The 19,766-nt window shown below is 66.9% G+C and carries 21 protein-coding genes; 11 read left to right on the forward strand and 10 right to left on the reverse strand.

Going from position 1 to position 19,766, the window contains the following annotated elements; genetic code table 11:
* The first annotated feature begins 10 nt into the window (after positions 1–10).
* Complete coding sequence (locus A5784_RS33670; protein ID WP_064949206.1) at positions 11–331, forward strand: DUF732 domain-containing protein; 321 nt, start codon at positions 11–13, stop codon at positions 329–331.
* Here the strand turns inward: A5784_RS33670 and A5784_RS33675 are convergent.
* A complete protein-coding gene (locus A5784_RS33675; RefSeq protein WP_082945241.1) occupies positions 315–1,829 on the reverse strand; it encodes an MFS transporter in 1,515 nt (504 codons plus the stop codon). The genes A5784_RS33670 and A5784_RS33675 overlap by 17 nt on opposite strands.
* A 101-nt stretch (positions 1,830–1,930) precedes the next feature.
* On the opposite strand from A5784_RS33675, the gene A5784_RS33680 reads away from it, so the two are divergent.
* Both A5784_RS33680 and A5784_RS33685 read left to right on the forward strand, forming a co-directional pair.
* Positions 1,931–3,034 (forward strand): LLM class flavin-dependent oxidoreductase, encoded by a 1,104-nt coding sequence (locus A5784_RS33680; RefSeq protein ID WP_064949244.1) that lies wholly within the window; start codon positions 1,931–1,933, stop codon positions 3,032–3,034.
* Positions 3,031–3,669 (forward strand): FMN reductase, encoded by a 639-nt coding sequence (locus tag A5784_RS33685; protein WP_064949207.1) that lies wholly within the window; start codon positions 3,031–3,033, stop codon positions 3,667–3,669. Before A5784_RS33680 ends, A5784_RS33685 begins: the two co-directional genes overlap by 4 nt.
* Before the next feature lie 8 nt (positions 3,670–3,677).
* Here A5784_RS33685 and A5784_RS33690 read toward each other — a convergent pair whose 3' ends face one another.
* Positions 3,678–4,316 carry a TetR/AcrR family transcriptional regulator gene (locus A5784_RS33690; RefSeq protein ID WP_064949208.1) on the reverse strand — a complete coding sequence of 213 codons (639 nt, stop codon included), beginning with the start codon at positions 4,314–4,316 and terminating at the stop codon, positions 3,678–3,680.
* Between the two features lie 69 nt (positions 4,317–4,385).
* Between A5784_RS33690 and A5784_RS33695 the strand changes: the two genes are divergently transcribed.
* Complete coding sequence (locus A5784_RS33695) at positions 4,386–5,597, forward strand: oxygenase MpaB family protein (protein WP_232006350.1); 1,212 nt, start codon at positions 4,386–4,388, stop codon at positions 5,595–5,597.
* Positions 5,598–5,619: 22 nt separating this feature from the next.
* Here the strand turns inward: A5784_RS33695 and A5784_RS33700 are convergent, their stop codons facing one another.
* Entirely contained in the window at positions 5,620–6,276 is a 657-nt protein-coding gene (locus A5784_RS33700) for a VldE C-terminal domain-containing protein (RefSeq protein ID WP_064949210.1), read from the reverse strand.
* A 150-nt stretch (positions 6,277–6,426) separates the two neighbouring features.
* Between A5784_RS33700 and rnhA the strand changes: the two genes are divergently transcribed.
* Both rnhA and A5784_RS33710 read left to right on the forward strand, forming a co-directional pair.
* Positions 6,427–6,882 carry a ribonuclease HI gene (gene rnhA, locus A5784_RS33705; RefSeq protein WP_232006353.1) on the forward strand — a complete coding sequence of 152 codons (456 nt, stop codon included), beginning with the start codon at positions 6,427–6,429 and terminating at the stop codon, positions 6,880–6,882.
* Between the two features lie 67 nt (positions 6,883–6,949).
* A complete protein-coding gene (locus A5784_RS33710) occupies positions 6,950–8,257 on the forward strand; it encodes an acyltransferase family protein (protein ID WP_064949211.1) in 1,308 nt (435 codons plus the stop codon).
* Between the two features lie 6 nt (positions 8,258–8,263).
* Here A5784_RS33710 and A5784_RS33715 read toward each other — a convergent pair whose 3' ends face one another.
* On the reverse strand, positions 8,264–8,545 hold the full coding sequence (locus A5784_RS33715; protein WP_064949212.1) for a hypothetical protein: 282 nt from the start codon (positions 8,543–8,545) through the stop codon (positions 8,264–8,266).
* 91 nt (positions 8,546–8,636) lie between these two features.
* On the opposite strand from A5784_RS33715, the gene A5784_RS33720 reads away from it, so the two are divergent.
* Positions 8,637–9,374: a potassium channel family protein gene (locus A5784_RS33720; RefSeq protein WP_064949213.1), complete on the forward strand. Its 738-nt coding sequence runs from the start codon at positions 8,637–8,639 to the stop codon at positions 9,372–9,374.
* 7 nt (positions 9,375–9,381) lie between these two features.
* On the opposite strand, the gene aceA is transcribed toward A5784_RS33720, so the two are convergent.
* A complete protein-coding gene (gene aceA, locus A5784_RS33725; RefSeq protein WP_064949246.1) occupies positions 9,382–11,670 on the reverse strand; it encodes an isocitrate lyase ICL2 in 2,289 nt (762 codons plus the stop codon).
* Positions 11,671–11,998: 328 nt separating this feature from the next.
* Here aceA and A5784_RS33730 point away from each other — a divergent pair, with 328 nt between their 5' ends.
* Entirely contained in the window at positions 11,999–12,316 is a 318-nt protein-coding gene (locus tag A5784_RS33730) for a heme-binding protein (RefSeq protein WP_232006351.1), read from the forward strand.
* Between the two features lie 21 nt (positions 12,317–12,337).
* Here A5784_RS33730 and A5784_RS33735 read toward each other — a convergent pair whose 3' ends face one another.
* Together A5784_RS33735 and A5784_RS33740 are read right to left on the reverse strand one after the other, a co-directional pair.
* Positions 12,338–12,958, reverse strand: coding sequence for a hypothetical protein (locus A5784_RS33735; protein ID WP_064949215.1), 621 nt, complete (start codon positions 12,956–12,958; stop codon positions 12,338–12,340).
* A gap of 158 nt (positions 12,959–13,116) precedes the next feature.
* Positions 13,117–13,968, reverse strand: coding sequence for an SDR family oxidoreductase (locus tag A5784_RS33740; RefSeq protein ID WP_064949247.1), 852 nt, complete (start codon positions 13,966–13,968; stop codon positions 13,117–13,119).
* Between the two features lie 280 nt (positions 13,969–14,248).
* Here A5784_RS33740 and A5784_RS33745 point away from each other — a divergent pair, with 280 nt between their 5' ends.
* On the forward strand, positions 14,249–15,361 hold the full coding sequence (locus A5784_RS33745; RefSeq protein WP_232006354.1) for a DUF7159 family protein: 1,113 nt from the start codon (positions 14,249–14,251) through the stop codon (positions 15,359–15,361).
* 6 nt (positions 15,362–15,367) lie between these two features.
* On the opposite strand, the gene A5784_RS39495 is transcribed toward A5784_RS33745, so the two are convergent.
* A complete protein-coding gene (locus A5784_RS39495; RefSeq protein ID WP_064949217.1) occupies positions 15,368–16,264 on the reverse strand; it encodes a hypothetical protein in 897 nt (298 codons plus the stop codon).
* 21 nt (positions 16,265–16,285) lie between these two features.
* On the opposite strand from A5784_RS39495, the gene A5784_RS39500 reads away from it, so the two are divergent.
* On the forward strand, positions 16,286–16,510 hold the full coding sequence (locus A5784_RS39500) for a hypothetical protein (RefSeq protein WP_064949218.1): 225 nt from the start codon (positions 16,286–16,288) through the stop codon (positions 16,508–16,510).
* 28 nt (positions 16,511–16,538) lie between these two features.
* On the opposite strand, the gene A5784_RS33760 is transcribed toward A5784_RS39500, so the two are convergent.
* Positions 16,539–17,099 (reverse strand): hypothetical protein, encoded by a 561-nt coding sequence (locus tag A5784_RS33760; RefSeq protein WP_064949219.1) that lies wholly within the window; start codon positions 17,097–17,099, stop codon positions 16,539–16,541.
* Positions 17,100–17,277: 178 nt separating this feature from the next.
* On the opposite strand from A5784_RS33760, the gene A5784_RS33765 reads away from it, so the two are divergent.
* Positions 17,278–18,261 carry an esterase family protein gene (locus A5784_RS33765; protein ID WP_064949248.1) on the forward strand — a complete coding sequence of 328 codons (984 nt, stop codon included), beginning with the start codon at positions 17,278–17,280 and terminating at the stop codon, positions 18,259–18,261.
* On the opposite strand, the gene A5784_RS33770 is transcribed toward A5784_RS33765, so the two are convergent.
* Positions 18,230–19,762: an AMP-binding protein gene (locus A5784_RS33770; protein ID WP_064949220.1), complete on the reverse strand. Its 1,533-nt coding sequence runs from the start codon at positions 19,760–19,762 to the stop codon at positions 18,230–18,232. The two genes, A5784_RS33765 and A5784_RS33770, sit on opposite strands and share 32 nt — an antisense overlap.
* Positions 19,763–19,766 lie beyond the last annotated feature (4 nt).

Genomic DNA, 19,766 nt, shown 5'->3' on the forward strand with positions numbered 1-19,766 from the left:
ATGTCGAACCATGAAGACGCTGATCCTCCCGGTGCTGGTGGTGCTCGCCGGGATCGCCTTCGCGCCAGCCGCTGTTGCCGACGATCAGGGCTACCTGGATGAGTTGTCCTCGACGGGCCTGCCGGTGTCCGACGACAACCGCGACACCCTCATCCAGCTCGGTCAGCAGACATGCTTGACCGCACGCGAGGACCCGGCGATGCAGACGGGTGATCTGGCGATGCAGATCGCCGAGGCCCGGTCGGCCTATCCCTACGGCAAAGCCCAACTGGTCGTGGCCGCTGCGCTGCACAACTACTGCCCGGACCTCACCGTCAGTCCCGGCGCCTAATACCCGAATCGGGACTCTTGGTGCACGGATGCTGGCAGGCCTGGCTCGTCCCGGCCAACACGTGGTGGGCGACGTCGGTGCCGGTGCGGATGGTCACCGCCGCGATGATCCCGCCGCATCCGGATGCGGCCGCGGCGATGAGCATCGCTGTCGAAAAGCCGTGGCCCAAAGGCTCTCCGACACCAGGATTGATGCCGGCCGCCACCGGCAGCATCGCGACGGCCAGCAACCCGGCCAGCCGTGCGACAGCGTTGTTCACCCCGGACGCGGTTCCGGCCTGACTTTCCGGCACGGCTGCCAGGACGGCCGCGGTGAGCGGGGTGACGGTGATCATCAGCCCGACGCCGAAGACGACGACGGCAGGCAGCACCACCGAGAGGTATGACGCTCCTGGAGTGATACGGGCCATCAATGCCAGCCCGCAGGCCGCGACCAGCGGACCCACGGACATCGGCAATCGCGGACCGGTGCGCTGCGCGATGGAGCCCGCCCATGGGGAGCCGATCAGCATGATGACCGTGATGGGCAGCGTTGCCACACCGGCCATCAGGGCCGAGTAGTGCAGGCTCTGCTGCAGCTGCAACGTCAGCAGGAACAGCGCACCCCCGAGTGCGGCGTACACCGCGAATGTGGTGAGATTCGCACCGCTGAACTGGCGCGATCGAAACAGTCCCAACGGCAGGAGCGGTGCCTGCACATGCGTCTCGATCACGGCGAAGACCACCAGCGCGACAACACCGATGGCGACGGCCGTCACCGCCGCTGCGGTCCAACCATGCGACGGAACTTCGATCAGCGGGTAGATCACGCCTGCGAGTCCGATCATGACTGCTGCGGCGCCCGCGAGGTCCGGGTGCCCGTGGGTAGTGGTCGCGCGGGACTCCGGGACGTGGCGGACCGTTATCCACATCGCGGCCACAGCGAGCGGAACGTTCAACAAGAAAACCCACCGCCACGACGCGGCGTCGACGAGCCACCCCCCGATGAACGGGCCGAGGGCTGAGGTGACGCCTGACATCCCTGCCCACAGCCCCACGGCCTGAGCCCTGTCGTCGTTCCGGATCCCGACGTCGATCATGGCGAGGCTGCCCGGCACCAGGGCAGCTGCCCCGATGCCCTGGACCACGCGCGCGGCGATCAACCAGCCGACGCTCGGAGCCAGGCCGCACACGACCGATGCCACCGTGAAAACCACCAAGCCGCCGAGAAAAACGCGGCGGCGGCCGTACCGATCGCCCGCGGCGCCACCGGAGAGCAACAACGCGCTCAACGACAGCAGATAGCCGTCGAGCACCCACTGCTGGCCTGTCAGCCCGGTGTCCAGATCCCGCCCGATCGCCGGCAGTGCGACGTTGACCACGGTGCTGTCGAGAAACGCGATGCCCGAGCCGAGGACCGCGGCGGCAACCAGCCACCGGGCAGCCGACGACGCCAGGGGCACCCGTGGCGGGTTGCCCGGAGAATCGCCGCGGCCGTGCCCTGTGCGCGTGTCGTCCATGCACCCATGATTGTCACAACGCAGTCCGTTGATGCGCAATCGTGGCGGCGCGTACGGTTGGTATCGCGATATCCAACGAATGGGGGATGCGGTTGTCGGGCATGCAATTCGGCATATTCACCGTCGGCGATGTCACGGCGGATCCGACGACCGGTCGAAAACCGACCGAAGCCGAGCGGATTCGCGCCACCGTGACCATCGCGAGGAAGGCCGAGGAGGTGGGGCTCGACGTGTTCGCCACCGGCGAGCACCACAACCCGCCGTTTGTGCCCTCGTCGCCGACCACCCTGCTGGGCTACATCGCGGCTCTGACCGAGCGCATCATCCTGTCCACGTCGACAACGTTGATCACGACCAACGATCCGGTGAAGATCGCCGAGGACTTCAGTGTGCTGCAACACCTTTCGGATGGCCGAGTCGACGTGATGCTGGGCCGGGGCAACACCGGACCGGTGTACCCCTGGTTCGGGCAGGACATCCGGGCTGCGATTCCGTTGACCGTCGAGCACTATCGGTTGCTGCGGCGGCTCTGGCGCGAGCAGAGTGTTGACTGGAGCGGTGAATTCCGCACGCCCCTACAGGGTTTCACGCTTGCACCGCAACCGCTCGACGGTGTGCCGCCATTCGTCTGGCACGGTTCGATCCGTACCCCGGAAATCGCCGAACTGGCCGCCTATTACGGTGACGGGTTTTTCGCCAACCACATCTTCTGGCCGTCCTCGCACACGAAACGTATGGTGCAGTTGTACCGGCAACGGTTCGAACACTATGGGCACGGCAGCGCCGATCAGGCCATCGTGGGTCTCGGCGGGCAGGTGTTCATGCGGCCCCGCAGTCAGGATGCGATCGCCGAGTTCCGGCCCTACTTCGACAATGCTCCGGTGTACGGGCACGGACCGAGCTTGGAAGAGTTCGCCGCCGAGACGCCGCTGACGGTGGGTTCGCCGCAGCAGGTGATCGATCGGACGTTGGGTTTCCGCGATTACGCGGGTGACTATCAACGACAGTTGTTCCTCATCGACCATGCCGGCCTGCCGTTGAAGGTGGTGCTGGAGCAGCTCGACCTGTTGGGTGAGGAAGTCATCCCGGTGCTGCGCAAGGAGTTTGCGATCGGTCGGCCCGATCACGTACCCGACGCTCCTACGCGTGACTCGCTCGTGCGAGCCGCCGCAGCGGGCGCAGCGGGCGCAGAGGAGCAGCCATGACCAAGTTGGCAGTCATCAGTGGCGGCCTGCGCGAGCCGTCGTCGACCCGGCTTCTCGCGGACCGTATCACCGCCGCCGTCGAGTCGGCGATGACCGACCGGAGTCTTCCGGTGAGCACCACGGTGATCGAGTTGCGGCCTCTGGGCCGCGCGATCGTGGACGCGATGCTGGCCGGATTCGCCTCGGCTGAACTGAATTCGGTATTCGAGACCGTCGCGGATGCCGACGGTGTCATCGCCGTGACCCCCGCGTTCAACGCCTCGTTCAGCGGGCTGTTCAAGTCGTTCTTCGATGTGCTTCCCGAAGAAGCGCTCTCGGACATGCCGGTACTGATCGCCGCGACCGGCGGCACCGAACGGCATTCACTGGTACTCGAACACGCGTTGCGGCCGATGTTCTCGTATCTGCACGCGGTCGTGTCACCCACCGGTGTGTACGCCGCCACCGATGACTTCGGTGGGCGAGGCTCAGGGCTCGCCCTGCGGATCGGCAAGGCCGCCGACGACTTCGTCCGGTTGCTACAGGCGTGCGGTCAGCGCGTCCGACGCGACGTGTTCACCGAAGAGTTGACCGACATGGAGCAGTTGCTGGCAGGCTGGCGCCCCCGCGACGGCGGCGAGACGGTCGAAGATTGATCCGCCGGCTAGTGGTCGGGCGGTGCGACTCCGCGAACGACGGCGACGCACAGGTCGGCGCACACCGCGGCCAATTCCTGGCTGCTCTCCTGCGGGTCGTCGAGCCAGGCCTCGATCAGTTGGTTCACGCCGCCGACCATGAAGCGTGCGCTGCGGCGTAGGTCGGTTTCGTTCGGGGTCTCGGTGCTGAGGACCGATGGAGCGTGCTGTACCACCAGATCGGTGATCATGTCGAGGATGTGGGTGCGGTGCTGCGCCAGGCCCGCAACGCTGCTCACGTCGCCGGTGGCGATGCGGTGGACGTGCGGGTCGGCGGCGATGATGTCGAGAAACGCTGTCAGCGCCGACGTGAGCTTGTTGGCGAGAGTGCCGGGATCGCCGACTCCCGCATTCACGAGCGCGTCGATCAATTCGTCACGCACGTCGTCGGAAATGGCGAACAGCAGGTCTTCGCGACTCGGGAACTGTTCGTAGAAGTACCGCGAGGTGAGACCGGCGGCGGCGCACACACCGCGCACGGTCACCTCGGTGACCCCGGATTCGCCCCAGATCTGGCGGCCTGCCGCGAGCAGCTTGCTCCGACGTTCGGTGCGGCGGTCGGCCGCACTGATGCCGCCGTATCCGCGCACCACCTGCGTGCGCTTCATTGACAGCAGCCTACCGGCAAGCCTATGTTCGGACTACGCATGTAGTCAGTTATGTTCAGGAGGTCGTCGATGATCCCCGCTCGTCACCCCGAACGGCCACTTCCGGTACCGGCTGGGATCCGGGCGTTCGCGCGGATGCTCGGCATTCGGGAGCCCGACGCCGAGCAGTGGTGCCGACTGGGGGAGCGGTTGACCGTCGGTGACGAACCGATGGACCGCCTGGTCGACTGGATGGCGTCAGTGGGTATGGCGCAGATGAAGCCGTTGTTCGAGCGGGTGCTCGCCGAAGGTATCGCCAACGTGCCAGAGGCGCCGGAACCGTTGCGGGAGTTCTTCATTCGCGTCGAGGCCGTTCCAGACTGGGTCGACCGCGACAAGCTCCGCAAAGGGCAGCGGGCGCTGGTGCGGGGTGGTTCCGATGGCATGTCCATCGCCCGCGACGTATCGCTGCTCGGCGGGTACCAATTCTCGGGTTTCAACAAAACCCTTTTGCGCACAGGGGCTTTGGAGAAAGGCTCGAACCAGCGATTCGCCGAGACCATGCAGTGGGCGATGGACGTCATCTCCGACGGCGGACTCGACCCGCTCGGCATCGGATACCGGTCGACCCTGCGGGTGAGGCTGATCCATGCGTTCGTACGTCGACACGTGGCGGCCATGCCGGATTGGCGGGCCGACGAGTGGGGCGTGCCCGTCAACCAGACCGATATGGCCGCGACGCTCGTCGGCGCCCTCGTCGCGCCTTCCGTGGCGGGACTGGGCATGGGGATCGTCCCTGCGCCAGGCGAACTCGACGCCATCGCGCACGTGACCCGGTACGTCGGCTGGCTCATCGGTGTCGAAGACGAATGGCTGCCAGGCAGCTTCCGCGAGAGTGTGCGCGTGCTGTACCACACCTCCACGGCGCTGGCGAGCCCCGACGAAACCACCCAGCAGCTGTCTGTGCCGATGGCCGACGACCCGCTGTCATGGCACTACCGCGACATGAGCAGCCTGCGCCGTCGACTGGCGTGGGCCCAACACCTGTCGATCACCAGTGCCTTTCTCGGGCCCGGGGCCATGCGCACCCTCGGGCTGCCGGCCTACATGCCGCCGTGGTACCCGGTGCTGCGCGTACCGGTGAACGTGATCCGCAGCCTTGTGGCGGTGACGCTGCCCGGCGGCATGGCACGTTCGGTCGCGCGTGGCCGGGCCGAGCAGCACGCCCTGCTGCACACCATCATCGGCGACAGCGCGGCCAGCATCGGTGCGTCGGCGGCGCACGTCGGCAGCGCAGCCTGACTGCGGCACAGTCGAATTCGTCCTACGGGTCCATCGAACCCAGGTAGTACGTTTCGTGGCCGGTCGGGTACCCGCCCCCATCGGTCGCGATGTGGACGTGGTCGAAATGGTTGGCCGTTTCATTTCCATAGTCAGCCGTCCAACTCGGTGCGCCGATACCCGGATAGAAGCCCTGACGCCAGATCACGTGCAGCACACCCCAGCGTTTCGCGTTCGCCAAGGCGAAACCTGCGATCTGATTACCGAGCTCGATGCCTTTCTCGGAGTGGTAATTCGGGATCATCACGTCGATCGCCAAACCGTTGGGATGCCACTTCAGTGGATCCTGGCGGTATCCGCCGATGGTGGTGATGTCGGGAAACATCATGCTGATGGCGCGGGCCACCCAGATGGTGTGGACCTGCAAGCCCTGCTCGGGTGCTTTGCCTGCTGACAGTGGGAACTGGAAGTCGCGGGCCGCCACGGGCGCATTGGCCGCCACGAGAGCCGCCTCCGGCGGGACCGCGGCGACCGACAGCGGTGCGGCCGGGGCGGATTGCGCGGCCGGGACCGGCGTCGGGTTCTCGACGGCCCCCGGATGCTCTGTGCTCTGAACGTAGAACATGGCGGCTGCAGCGGCCACCGAGGCCGCGAGCGCCAACAGCCGACCCCGGCCGTTGGCTAACAGTTTCCCGCTCACGGGCAGCTACTTTACTGAGGTGCCGGACGCTGCATCGCGGACTCGGCAATCTCGTCGGCGACACAGCCGCGCGGTGTGCCGCCCCCGTCGGATCCGGCCGCCGCGATCCCTGATGTGATGGTCTGCGTGACTGATACCGCCACCCAGACGATCGTGATCTACACCGACGGTGCGTGCCACGGCAATCCCGGCCCCGGCGGCTGGGGCGTGGTGCTGCGCTTCGGCGCGCACGAGAAGCAGCTCTACGGCGGCGAGACGGCCACCACCAACAACCGCATGGAACTGACAGCCGCGATCATGGCTCTCGAAGCGATCACCACGCCGCACCCGGTCCAGCTGTGGACCGACAGTCAGTATGTGCGCCAAGGCATCACGGGTTGGATCGAGGGGTGGAAGCGCAAAGGCTGGAAAACCGCAGCAGGCCAACCGGTCAAGAACGACGATCTGTGGCGGCGTCTGGACGCAGCCGCGGCGCAGTACGCCGTCGAATGGCGCTGGGTGAAAGGCCACGCTGGACACGAAGGCAATGAACTCGCCGACCAACTGGCCACGCGCGGTGCCGTCGAGTTCGGCGGCTCCACCCGCGTGGCGAGGGGCCGGTCATGACACGGGTTTCCGAACATAGGTACAAGTACTCTGCAGCGCCACCCCGACTCGGCGGCAGACTGTGGGCATGCCCGATTCTCATGTGATGTCGTCCGCCGGCGCCGTGGCCGATGTGACCAAGCCCGAGCGCGACCGGGCCGTCGACGTGGCCCGGTTGGCCGCGCTCGTAGTGGTCATGTTCGGGCACTGCGCGCTGCTGCTGGCCACCATCGATGCCGGCGGCGTCCGCATCGGCAACATCCTCGGCGCGATCCCCGGGCTGGCGCCGATCACCTGGATCGTGCAGGTGATGCCGCTGTTCTTCCTCGCGGGCGGTGCCGCTGGCGCCTATAGCTGGCACCCCGGCGCCTCGACGACGTCGTGGGGCGCGTGGCTGCTGACCCGCGCTCAGCGACTGTGCCGGCCGGCCTTCTGGTACCTCGCGGTGTGGACCGTGGCCCTGATCGCGGTGCAGCTGACGATGGGCGCCGAATCCGCCGAAGCGCTCGGGCGGGAATGCGTTGCGCTGCTGTGGTTTCTGGGCGTCTACCTGGTGGCGCTGGCGTTCGTTCCCGCGTTGACGCGGCTGTCCAGCGGTACGGCCGCCGCGGTCGTGGTGGTCTCGCTCATCGTGGCCTCTGCGGTGATGGACGCTGTGCGGTTCGCGGTCGACGACGCCGCGGCAGGCACCGCGAACTTGCTCGTCGTCTGGCTGATCCCCGTGGTCATCGGGGTGGCCTACGCGCGTCGGCTGATCGGTGTCCGTGCGGCCGTCCTCGGCGCGGCGGCCGCGTTCGTCGCGCAGGTCATTCTCGCGATCTACGGCCCGTACGACGTGTCTCTGGTGGTCACCGGCACCGAGCGGGTGTCGAACGTATCGCCCCCGACCCTGCTTCTGGCACTGCACTGCACATGGATGTCGTGTTTGTTCGTCGCGGCCGCCGGAGCCATCCGGCGCTGGGCAGCACGGCCCCGGGTCTGGCAGGTCGTCGCGGTCGGCAACGGGGGAGCGATGACGCTGTACCTGTGGCACATTCCGGCCATCGCGATCGCCACATTCACCTTGCACGCGTTCGGTCTTGATGCCTTCGACCCGCATGCTCCCGGTTTCTGGGGCCTGCTGGCGTTGCGTGCGGTGGTGTTCGCCGTCGTGATGGCGGTGGCCTTCCGGTTGCTGTCGCCGCTGGAGCACCGCCCGTTGCCGTGGTGGGACGGCCGGGTGCGCCCGATCGGAGCCCGGGCGTTGGCCACCGGTGTGCTGGTCTGCGTGGCCGGGGCAGGCCTGGTGCTGATGGCCAAGAGCGGACTCAGCGGTGTCGTCGGCTGGACGGCGTTGGGCTGCTTCCTGATTGCGGTGCTGGGCGCCCGGGCCTGCGCGGGGCGTGCCGCCGACTGACCGACGTCAGTCGGCGAACCACCCGCGCGGGAACCGCTGGTCGAGCTGCGCGAGGAGCCGTTGGACCTCCCGGTTTCTGGCTTCCAGCTCACGGGCCTCCGCGCGGGCCCGCGCCATCGCGCGCAGCCCGACGACCCGCCCGCCTTCCGAACATGCGCGCAGGTGAGCTCGGCTGCGCGCGAGTTCACTTGCCAGCTGGACACGTTCGTCGGCGAGCATGCTGCGGAAGTACGCCGCCTGGGACGCATCCGCCGTCCTGGCCGCGGCCACGGATAGCTCTGCAGTCATCGCCGTAACGTAACCGTTTGCTTAGATTTCTGCCACACGAACACAACAATCCGAGCGACTCTGCGGATCGAGCGTGGCGCACACTTTCCGGGTGACTGCACAAGCACCGCTGGACCGCTGGGAGCATCGCGTCGAATGGCCGCTCGCCGCGGTCGCCGTGGTCTTCCTGATCGGGTATTCGGTTGACGTCCTGGAACAGCCGCACGGGATCGCCGCGCAGGTGGTACGCGTGTTGACGGCGCTGTGCTGGGCCGCGTTCGCGGTCGACTACGCGGTGCGCCTCTGGTTGGCACCCGACCGGTGGCAGTGGTTCTACCGGCACCTGCTCGATCTTGCGATCGTGGTGCTCCCGCTCATCAGGCCATTGCGCCTCGTGCGCTTGGTGATTCTGATCACGGTGCTGCAGAAAGCCGTCGGCAACGCGATTCGCGGGCGGGTGGTGGTCTACACGTTCGCCGGGGCGACGCTGCTGGTGTACGTCGCGTCGTTGGCTGTCCTGCAGGCCGAACGTGACGCTCCCAACGCAGGGATCACCACGTTCGGCCAAGCGCTGTGGTGGTCCATCACGACGATCACCACCGTCGGCTACGGCGACGAATACCCCGTCACCACCACCGGCCGGATCATCGCCGCGCTGTTGATGATCGGCGGCATCAGCCTCGTCGGGTCGATCACCGCCACGATCGCGTCCTGGATCGTGCAGAGGGTCGCCGAGGAAGACACCACAGCGCAGGCCGCCACTGTCGAGCACATTGAGGACCTTCGGTCGGAAATCCGTGCGCTGCGTGCCGAACTGGAGCAGCTCACCGCACGCAGCCCCGCGGATTGACGCGTTTCTAATCCTCCTTGCGGATCAGCCGACCCAGCGCCTCGCGGTCGGGCGCCAGCAGCTCTTCGATGCGCGGCTTGTTGACATCGGCGACGATGATCTCGCCGACCTCCTGGTACACATCGCTGAAGATGCCGTGCGCCTTCATCTTCTCGGTCTGATAGATGTTGTCCTCGGTAGGCGTCACGTAGTAGACGATCTCGGGCTTGAACCGATGGATCAGCCACAGGTGGATGAGATCCATCAGGCGCTTCTTCCGAAGCTTTTCGGCGTAGGTGTTCTGATCGCGCACCGTGAGGATGTTGCGGCCGTGACGATCCTTGATCGGGTCGACGACGACGTCGGCGAGCTTGTGGTCGCTGTCGCCGTAGATGCCGAGTTCCAGGACATCGGAGCCCGCGCGCCGCGGCCGAAGCTGCACGCTGAGCGTTTCGCCGAGCTGATAGTGCTCGCTCCACAGCTTGAGCCACTCTTCGAGCAGCTTCTTGGGCACCTCGGTCTGCACCAGATGCTGATGCTGGGTGGACCCTTTACCCATGGCCTTGGTGGTGGCCGTACGTCCGGAGGAGGCCGCCAACGCGGCGTCGCTGCGCGGCCCGCCGACAAGCGTTTGCGGTGTGCGGTAAGGAGATTCGACGAGCCGCATCTTGCGCTGCAACCGGGCCAGCGCCAGCATGCCGTCCTGGCGCAGGGCGGTGGCGAACTCCTCGGCGGCCACCCCGTCGATCTGATGCCCGCCGTAGGTCATGAAGTTGAAGACGAAACCCATCTTGCCGAGTTCCTCAGGGAATCGGCGCATCTCGTCGTCTGTCATGCCCGTGGTGTCCCAGTTGAACGACGGGGACAGGTTGTAGGCCAGCATCTTGTCGGGGTACACGGCGTGGACGGCGGTGGCGAACTCGCGCGCGTCGTCGAGATCGGCCGTCTTGGTCTCCATCCACAGGATGTCGGCGAACGGCGCGGCGGCCAGTGACTTGGCGATCGCATACGGGATGCCGCCACGGATCTGGTAGTAACCCTCGGAGGTCTTGACCCGCTCGGGATCCCAACCTACGTCGGCGCCGAGCTCCTTGGCCTTCTCCCGGGCTGCATACAGCGACGCGTCTTTGGCGAATTTGCGCCATTCCGCAGTCGTCATCGCGGTCTGCTCACCCTCGCGCTCGCGGAACTCAAGCAGTTCGGCGACCGCGTCCCCGTAGGTCTGCAGCCCGGCGTCGTCCTGCCAGGCCTCGACGAACCGCGATTCCACACCGTCGAACAGCGTGTCGAGGGACTGGTCGGGGTCCTGTTGCCACGAGGCGGCTGCCTCGGCGATCAAGCCCATGATGCCCTGGTGCTCCAGCCAGGCCTCCGCGGTGGCGTACTCACCTTCGGGAAGGGCGTAGAGCAGATGGCCTTTGATGTCGGTGACGCCGAGGGTGTAGAAGCGTCGCATCATCGCCAGGAAACAGGACTTGTACGACGGGATCTTCAGGTTCGTGGCGCCGAGCAGGAAGGGCTGGTCACGTTCGTCGGCCCGGCCCTCGATCAGGTTGGCCGCCTCGGCGTCGGTCCGCGCCACGATGATGCCGGGGACCCGCATGATGTCGAGCTGGAAGCGGGCGGTGTTGAGCCGCTTGATCTGCTCGTCCGACGGGACCAGCACCTTGCCGCCCTGATGGCCGCACTTCTTGGTGCCGGGCCGCTGGTCCTCGATGTGATAACCAGGAACTCCGGCCTCCACGAAACGCCGGATCAGGTTGCGTACGTGGGGATCACCGCCGTGGCCGGTGTCGGCGTCGGCGATGATGAACGGCCGGTAGTCGACTGCGGGGGTGGCTGCACGCTGCTCGGGGGTCATCTTCAAACGCAGATACTGCTGATTCCGGTCGGCGGTCAGCAGCGCGCGCACCAGCCCGGCCGCCTCGTCGGGCACCTGGCTCAGCGGGTAGCTGGCCAGATCAGGCCCCGGATCCTCGCTGATGGATCCTTTGGCCGAGGTGGCCCACCCACCCAGATAGATGCCGCCGATACCCATCCGCTTCATCACCACCGCCTGACCCGGCGAGTACGGGCCGAACGTCGTGATGCTCTTCTTCTGGGCGAAGAGTTGCCGCAGATGCGGGTAGAACGCCGCAGCCGCCTCGCGCGCCACCGGATAGTCGGACGGGATCGTGCCGCGCTGCTCGGCCACCTGACGGGCTGAGTACAGCCGGATGATGCCGTCGAAGCGCGGACTGTCGAAATACTCCTGCGTCGCGGCCACGTCCTGGTCGAAGGGGGTGCTGGCGGGTGCGTTGGTTTCGATCGTGGACATGAATCTCCGCTCCTCGTCGAACTCGGGTCTGGTATCCATCATCGCGGGCGCCGAGCGGCTGCGGAACGGGTTCGCCGAAGTGCCTACCGCAGAACGCATCTGTCGATGGCCTCGACGCCGCCGAGACCGCAGCAGGGGATGCGATGACTGACTGATCCGCAGAAGAAAGCGATCTGCAGGCAACAACCCGATAATTTGCCCGCGATCTGGGTACTTTTAGCCCAGCGTCGGGGTCGCGATCATAAGGGGTGAGGAAATGCATATTCCAACCATCGGCATTCGTCGTGGAGTCGTCAGCGCATGTATCGGGGGTGCTGTCGGAACACTCGTGGCCACCACAATTGCGTTGCCGACAGCTGCCGCCCAGCCGGGATGCACGGCGGCAGGGCTGTCCAGCGCGATCGGCTCAGTCGGTGCGCAGACGGGCGACTACCTGGCCAGCCATCCTGGCGCAAACGACGCGGTCACGAACGCCGGTGGTTCGCCGGACCCTGAGGGCGCGATCCGGACGTACTTTGTCGCTCATCCGCAGGAGTGGGCCGACCTGCAACGCATTGCGCAGCCGTTGCGCGCATTGCGCCAACAGTGCAACGTGCAGGTTGCGCCCGCAGACATCGCGAGGCTGTTCGACGCGATGGCAAGTTAGGTAAAGGCGGCGGCGGGGCGATCAGACCAGTTCCGGCACCCGCAGGTGGGCGAGCGTCAATTCGAAGTCGCGCTGCTCGAGAATCTCCGCGTTTGCGTGCTGGCTGCCCATGGCTCTGATCCTCTGTAACGCCGGCTTGTTCTGCTCGAGCGCTTCGGCGCTGTCGAAACTCGCGGCGGCCACGCCACGACCGGACGCTCGGTCGACAAGCAGGCTGGCACTGGCGAAGCCTTCCAGCTCCTCGAGGGCGGGCAGAATGGTCATCTTGTAGATATCGATGCCTCGGTCCAGCTGGGCCGGGTTGGACTTGACCCAGGTGAGTCGGGCCCAGGCGCCCTCACTTGCGCGATGCTCGCGGTGCATGGCGGCGATCTCCCATTCGGCGACATGCGAGCTGCCACCGAAGAGTTCGGCAGCTCGGTCACGAATTGGCCGGACGGTCCCCGCGCTCGCGTGCATCGCATCCTCGGATACCCAGGAGCTGGTGGCGATGCAGCGGCAGGACGTCCGGTCGACCAACAAGGACAGGCCAATGCATCCCTCGATGCGCTTGAGCGCGGGCATCACGCTGTCGCGCACGTGGGCAATGCCGACGTCAAGGTTTGAGGGTTGTGCCTGGATTGTGCTACTTCGTGCGTACATTATCTGCCTCCGTCGATGTGGGGCAGCGTCTCGACGGCGCCGCCGGACCAGTCCATCGTCCTACCACCGGCAAGGCCTGGCAATGGCTGGCGGAAACCAGTCCGATTTTGCTTGTGCGTTCGATGAAACCTGCTGTGCACCTGAATAAGTCACCCGCCTCAGCGCCGCACACCGCGCTTGAACCGCCACAGATACCGCGGCAGCCTGCGCAGCGGCACCGCGCGCGGCCAGTCGTCGGGGCGGAAGAAGGCATCCGAGCCGCCATCAACGAAAACCACACTGCCGCAGAGGAAATCGGCAGAGTCCGAGAGCATGAAGCAGATCCACTCGGCGAGCTGGCCGGCATCGCCGAAGCCACCGACCGGCAGCGGAAACGCCCGCACCGCCGCACCCTCGCGGCGCTCGGCCAATTGGCCCTGCAGCAGGGGTGTCATGACGGCGCCCGGCGCCAGGGCGTTGAGCCGGATACCGGCGCCGGCCCATCCGGGTGTCACCGCGGTGCGGCGCACCCACCGGCTGACCGCGATCTTGGACGCGGCGTACATGATGGCCGATGAGCCGGGCCCGAGCACGCGCACCGACCGGACAGCCTTGCCGATGTCGCCGGCAAGCAGCGCACGGATGGTGCGACCCGGCACGGCGGGCGTGGTCGTCGCGGAATTGCTCGCCAGCACCACTACTTTGGCGCGGTCGGCAGTCGCCAGCGCCGCACGCCACGCATCGAGCAGTTCGACGACTCCGAGGACGTTGACCTCCGCGATCAGCCGTGTCCGGTCCGCCCCCGACCCCGGGCCGAGACCGGCGGCCAGCACCGCACCGTCGAGGCGTCCATCGCACCGCGCGAGCACCCCGTCGGCCGCGGCGCGCCGGCCCAACGGGGTGGACAGGTCGGCGACCACCTCGGCGTCGCGCAGATCCACCCCGACGACCGTATGGCCTCGGTCGCGCAATCGTTGCGCCGCTTGGTTTCCCATGCCGGATGCCGACCCGGTCACCGCGTATGTGCCGATGATGCTCTCCTGTTCGGTCATCGCTGTCGCATCGCGACGTTTGCATCGTGCCGCACGGATGAATTCTTTGTGATCGACGGGTGAACAGGCGCCTGGGGAACCGCGGCCGAAAAATCCTCAACGGCGCAGGTAACACCTGATTCGGTGGCGCCGATAGATGCCACGTATCGGCAATTTGGGCGTTTTCGATGAGATGCCGTCCGCGACGAAGCAAAATATGCTCCTGCGCGGCGGCAGAGCGTCGGGGCGACGAAGGAATTGGAGTCAGCGGTTGAAGACGGTGCTCGGACTGGCACTGACGTCGACAGACGTCAGCTGGGCCTTGCTCGCCGGTGACGTGACCGATGACGCCGTCCTCGATGACGACGCATTCGCCGTCGATGAGGGCGATGACCTGGCCGAACGCGGTATCGCCGCAGCCCGCGGCGCGCAAGCGATCGCGGCCTCCAGCGGCCACGACGTGCGCACAGTCGGCCTGACCTGCGACGACGACACCGCGGCCGAGGCTGACAAGCTGATCGCGGCGCTGAAGTCTGCGGGGTTCGACGATGTCCGTGTCGTTCCCGCGGCCCTCGTCGCCGATGACGCGTCGTCCGGGGCCCACGGCGCCGCCCGTGCTGTTGTCACCGACGCCGTGCCTGCACAGATGACCGAGCCGGCGCCGACACCTCGCCGGCCCGCCAAGTGGGTGTGGATCGGCGGTGCCAGCGCAGCAGCCGTGGTGATCGGCGTGGTCGCGGCCGGCGCACTGTTCATGGTGGGTGACACCGAGCCGGCCACCGACGCGGCCGCCCTGACCGCGGCCGGATCCCCGGAAATCGTCACCGCCGCGGCTCCGCGCCTGACACCGCCCACGATCGCCGTGCAGGCGCAGGACGTGCAGCCGGCCAGGAAGGTGGCCGCACGAGTGGGCCGTCCCGAGGCTGAAGCGCCGGTCACCACGTGGACGCCGCCTGTCGAGGAGCCAGCCAAACCGGTGACTCCGGCCGCTCACCCGGCCGTGGTCGCCGCTGCCGCGCCGACGACTGCTGCCGCGCCGACGACTGCTGCCGCGCCGACGACTGCTGCCGCGCCGACGACTGCTGCTGCGCCGACCTCGGCGGTGCCCGCCGCCCCGCTCGCCGCCGAAAACGCACCGGGCGCGGCCACGGCCCACCTGCCGCAGAACCTGCCGGGGCCGATCGCCCCTGGCCCGGCTGACGCCGTGGCGCCTGCGGCTCCCGCACAGGCCGCACCGACGACCACCGCCGCGCCGGCCACTGCGGCCCCGTCTGCCACCCAGGCTTCACCTGCGGCGGCAAGTCAGGTACCCACGCCGCAACCACCGGCGCCCGCGCAGCCGGCCCCGGCCGCCCCGGTGAACCCGTTCGACATCTTCGCCAGCCTGCCGTAACGGTCGCTAGCGCATCGTCGCGAGGTTGTTCCAGAAGTTCTTCAGGCTCTCGGTGCCGCCGAACAGCGTCGTGAAGTTGGTGGAGTCGACCAGCACGATGTCGCCCGCCGCGGTGAACGGATGCGGCCGGGTGGGGTCGACGAGTTGGCGTCCCAGCACCCGCAGCGCGTCGCTTTCGGGCGCGGTGAGCTCGTAGTCCGGTAGATGCGGGTGGAAGTTGAACGTGGTGACGTTGGCCAGCAAGCGGGGTGCGTCCAGGTCATGGTTGCCCGTCAGCGGGGCGATCTCGGTGGTACCCGGCACGACGGCAGGCCGCAGACCCCACTGTGCGCCGGTCATGACGACTCCTGAAGTGAAGCGAGGTAATGCAGGGCCCGCAGCCCCGGCAGGAATAAGCACGCGCCACCCCGCAGCCTGGTGAACGCGGGAATTCCCTTGTACACCTTGCGAATCGGCCGCGGGGGAGGGTGAAGTCGAGCGTTCCGTCCTGGGTGCCGCAGATCGGATCATCCGTCGCCGGTTCATGTTGTGCGCGGTGTCACGGGGATTGAGCCTGCGGGCGTGTGAGCCCAGTGGGCAGGCGTAGCCGAACGGATCCATCTCCTTGTAGCCGAAGTCGTTGTTGCGCATGGGGTCTGCGCCCAACTCGGGGTCATCGTGGTGGGGGGTCAGCACCAGTGGGGCACCGCTGCGCCACCGGCCCATGAACTTCGCGGCCAGCAGATCCGCACCCTCGGGGCTCTGTGAGTGATCCCGGAGATACTCGCGGAACAGCGCGACGTAGTCTTCCAGCCGCCGGTAGGCCAGGTAGCTACCGTTGCGCGACAGTTCGGACGGTTGCGGCAGCAGCGTGACGGGGCCGTCCTCGTCGGGGTAGCCCAGGATGAACTCCCCGGGCTCCAAAGAGCGCCGGTATCGCCGAGAATGCTTGCGCGCGCGGCCATTCCCTCGCGGAAGGCGTCGGGAAAGCTGGCCAGCGCGTCCTCGGGCATCCTGAGCGCCCGCAGGCCCGTCCAGGTGAACGCGAGGGTGACCCAGCGATCCGACGAGTCCATCGTGGCCTGGACCATACCGTCGAGGATGGAGCCGTCGGGTGCGAACACCGCCGACATCGCCGTGGCATCGCCGGCGTTGAAGCCGTCCAGGTAGGCCTGGACGGCGTTCAGTGGCGTATCGGTCATTGCATCTGATCGAGCATGTCGGAGAACGCCGCCTTGAGCCGTAGCGCCTTCTTGATCTCGTCGGCGGTGACGTAGGGGTACTCGCCGTACTCGAGAAAACTCGGTACCTGATGCTCCCGAACGAATTTCACGAATGCCGCCGGGTTCTCCTTCCAATCCTCGGGGAAGCCCTCCAAGTTGGTGAATACGGTCGTGATACCGGTGGCGCTGAACAGGGCGACGGCATCCTCGGTGTATTTGTCGAAGTCGGTGTCGAAGATGCCCTGGTACTGGAAATGCAATCCTGAGCCCACGTCGAATAATTGCCATCGCAAATAGTGCAGGCGCAATGGAGCCAATACCTCTGGGCTGCCGGCGACGGCGTCCTCGATCTGTTTGCCGTAGGCTCGGACCGCCTCCTCACGCCCTTCTTTGACCTTGGCGATGATGGAAAACCCGTAGCAGGCGGGCGTTTTCGGGTAGAGCGGCCCGTAGCGGCCGCGCTGCAGCTCGAAGTACCCCTCTTTGGGGATGGCCATTGCGGCCGGCCTGCTCCAGTCTTGTTCTTTGTCCGTCATATTCGACCTCCTGTCCGTGTCATCGATTATCGCGACCGTCAAATTGACAATTGTCGGCATTCTGCAAAACGCGTCGAAAACTGTTGGACATCGCGTATTGTCAAGCGGTGTCGGGGCCGTTCGAGGGGTTGGCCGCGTCGTCCATGTGAGCGCACGCGCGCGGCGGGATGGGGCGCTGATGACCATCGTTGGAGTCTCACGGCGATGGATGGTCGCGATACTGGCGGCCCTGTTATCGCTCGCCGCGCCGGGCCTCTCTGGCACCGCCGGTTCCCCACTGGCACGGGCATATTCGAATGCCCCGAGCGAAATCCTGGTGGTGCCGTCCGCGGTGATGGCCCGTGACGTGCGGGTCCAGTTTCTCGACGGCGGACGGGGGTCGCACGCGCTGTACCTCCTCGACAGCATGGAGGCCGGCGACGACCGCAACGGCTGGGACATCAACACCGCCGCGTTCGACTGGTACCAGGGCACCGGAATATCGGTGGTGATGCCGGTCGGCGGCAAATCGAGCTTCTACAGCGACTGGTATGCCCCTGCGGTGGGCAACGGGGGCACCTACACCTACAAGTGGGAGACGTTCCTCACCGAGGAACTGCCTGCCTGGCTGAGTGCCAACCGAGATGTCGCATCGTCAGGCAACGCGGTGGTCGGTCTGTCGATGGGCGGCTCCTCGGCCCTGGTGCTGGCCGCCTATCACCCCCAGCAGTTCATCTACGTGGGCTCGCTGTCGGGCTTTCTGAACCTCTCAGCGGCCGACTGGCCCGCCAAGGTGCGGATCGCCATGATGTGGAACGGCGGATTCAACCCCGATGCCATGTGGGGGCCGCCCGGTGACCCCGCCTGGGCCCGTAACGACCCCACGGTCAACGTCGGGCGCCTGGTCGCCAACAACACCCGCATCTGGATCTATTGCGGCAACGGCACCGCGCGCGACCCGTCGCTCGCCAGCCCGGACGCGCCCATCGGTGGGCTGGGTTTCCTCGAAGGCTTCGCGATCGACTCCAACCACGCATTCACCGACGCCTACATCGCCGCCGGTGGGCACAACGGCGTGTTCAACTTTCCCGACGGCATCCACAGCTGGGGTTACTGGGGTCAGGAACTGCAGCGCATGAAGCCCGATCTGCTCACGACGCTGGGGGCGGCGTCGCAGCGTTGACGTCACCGCGTCCCAGGGCCGACCGTGCGTAGTCGCGCACCCGCGCCTTGGCCACCTTGCCGTTACCGGTCAGCGGCAGCTCTTCGACGAAGAGCACCTCCCGAGGTCGCTTGAAACCCGCGATGGCCGAACGGACATGAGCGATGAGATCGGCCGCGGTCGGCTGCTGACCGGCCGCTGGGACCACCACCGCGCAGACCGCCTCGCCCCAATACTCGTCTGGCACCCCGACCACGGCCACCATGTCCACGTCGGGATGCAGCGACAGCACGTTTTCCACTTCGCGCGACGACACGTTCTCCCCACCGGTGACGATGATGTCCTTGAGCCGGTCCACCACATAGAGCCGGCCGTCGTCGTCCATCCGCCCCACGTCGCCCGTCGCCAGCCATCCGTCGGAGGTGGTACCGACGCCGTCCGGCCAGTACCCGGGGGTGACCTGATCGCCGCGGATCATGATCTCGCCGACGCCCGACGGTGGCAGCCGGTTTCCGGTCTGATCGACTATGGCCACCTCAACCTCGCGGTGCGGATAGCCGGCGCTGGTCAGGATCGCGGCATCGCCCGCAGCCCCGGCCCGGTGCTCTGCCGGCCCGAGAAACGTGACGTTTCCGCCGGTTTCGGTCATGCCGTAACCCTGGTGGAAGTCCACGCCGAGGGTGTCGATGGCCCGGTGCAGCAAGTCCGGCGGCATGGCGGCCGAGCCGTAGGCCACCGAGCGCAGTGTCGGAAGCGACCGGCCCGAGCGCTCAAGGTAGCCCAGCAGCGCATGCAGCATGGTCGGGGCCAGCGAACACGACCGCACTTCGTGCCTGGCGACCAGGTCGGCGAACGTCTCCGGGCGGAACTGGGCGGTGAGCACCACCGTCGACCCGGTGGAGTGGTGCACAAGCATGTTGTAACCGGCGATGTGGCACATCGGGAAGGGCAGCAGATAGACCCCGCCGGATTCGACCGACCGCCCCTGCACCGTGCCCCTGACCGCGGCCAAGAGCGAACGATGGCTGTGGACAACGCCTTTCGGCACGCCGGTCGAACCACTGGTGAACAGCAACCACGCAGCGTCTTCGGGTTGGGCCACGTCGACGACGTGCGGGGCGCCGCTGAGGCTGGCCTGCCAGTCGGCCGAGTCGAACGCGACGATGTGCTCGGCGGCCGCGGCGGGCAGCGCCGCCAGATAGCGGCGGTCGCCGAACAGTACGGTGGGCCGGGTAAGGGCCAGGTGAGCGGCCTGCTCTGCGGCGGCGAGTCGCTGGTTGATCATCGTGAGCACCCGCCCGCTGCGCGGCACCCCGTAATACAGCGCCGCGTAAGCGGTGCTGTTGTCGGCGACGACGGCAATGCGGTCGCCCGGGGCGGTCCGTGCGGTGACCCAGGCTGCAACACAACGGATTTGACGTTCGAACTCGGCGAACGTGGTCATGGTTCCGTCGTCGCTGATCAGCGCGGGGCGATCCGGCGTCGGCGCCTGCGAAATAAGCTCGTGCAGTACCGATGTCATCGCG

Origin of the sequence: Mycobacterium sp. 852013-50091_SCH5140682, assembly GCF_001665685.1 — a bacterium.
Classification (GTDB): Bacteria; Actinomycetota; Actinomycetes; order Mycobacteriales; family Mycobacteriaceae; genus Mycobacterium.

Bases quoted from the DNA above. Each gene is read 5' to 3' on its own strand.
- A5784_RS33670 (WP_064949206.1), top strand. From the start codon at position 11: ATGAAGACGCTGATCCTCCCGGTGCTGGTGGTGCTCGCCGGGATCGCC.
- A5784_RS33675 (WP_082945241.1), bottom strand. From the start codon at position 1,829: ATGGACGACACGCGCACAGGGCACGGCCGCGGCGATTCTCCGGGCAAC.
- A5784_RS33680 (WP_064949244.1), top strand. From the start codon at position 1,931: ATGCAATTCGGCATATTCACCGTCGGCGATGTCACGGCGGATCCGACG.
- A5784_RS33685 (WP_064949207.1), top strand. From the start codon at position 3,031: ATGACCAAGTTGGCAGTCATCAGTGGCGGCCTGCGCGAGCCGTCGTCG.
- A5784_RS33690 (WP_064949208.1), bottom strand. From the start codon at position 4,316: ATGAAGCGCACGCAGGTGGTGCGCGGATACGGCGGCATCAGTGCGGCC.
- A5784_RS33695 (WP_232006350.1), top strand. From the start codon at position 4,386: ATGATCCCCGCTCGTCACCCCGAACGGCCACTTCCGGTACCGGCTGGG.
- A5784_RS33710 (WP_064949211.1), top strand. From the start codon at position 6,950: ATGCCCGATTCTCATGTGATGTCGTCCGCCGGCGCCGTGGCCGATGTG.
- A5784_RS33715 (WP_064949212.1), bottom strand. From the start codon at position 8,545: ATGACTGCAGAGCTATCCGTGGCCGCGGCCAGGACGGCGGATGCGTCC.
- aceA (WP_064949246.1), bottom strand. From the start codon at position 11,670: ATGTCCACGATCGAAACCAACGCACCCGCCAGCACCCCCTTCGACCAG.
- A5784_RS33735 (WP_064949215.1), bottom strand. From the start codon at position 12,958: ATGTACGCACGAAGTAGCACAATCCAGGCACAACCCTCAAACCTTGAC.
- A5784_RS39500 (WP_064949218.1), top strand. From the start codon at position 16,286: ATGCTTGCGCGCGCGGCCATTCCCTCGCGGAAGGCGTCGGGAAAGCTG.
- A5784_RS33760 (WP_064949219.1), bottom strand. From the start codon at position 17,099: ATGACGGACAAAGAACAAGACTGGAGCAGGCCGGCCGCAATGGCCATC.
- A5784_RS33765 (WP_064949248.1), top strand. From the start codon at position 17,278: ATGACCATCGTTGGAGTCTCACGGCGATGGATGGTCGCGATACTGGCG.
- A5784_RS33770 (WP_064949220.1), bottom strand. From the start codon at position 19,762: ATGACATCGGTACTGCACGAGCTTATTTCGCAGGCGCCGACGCCGGAT.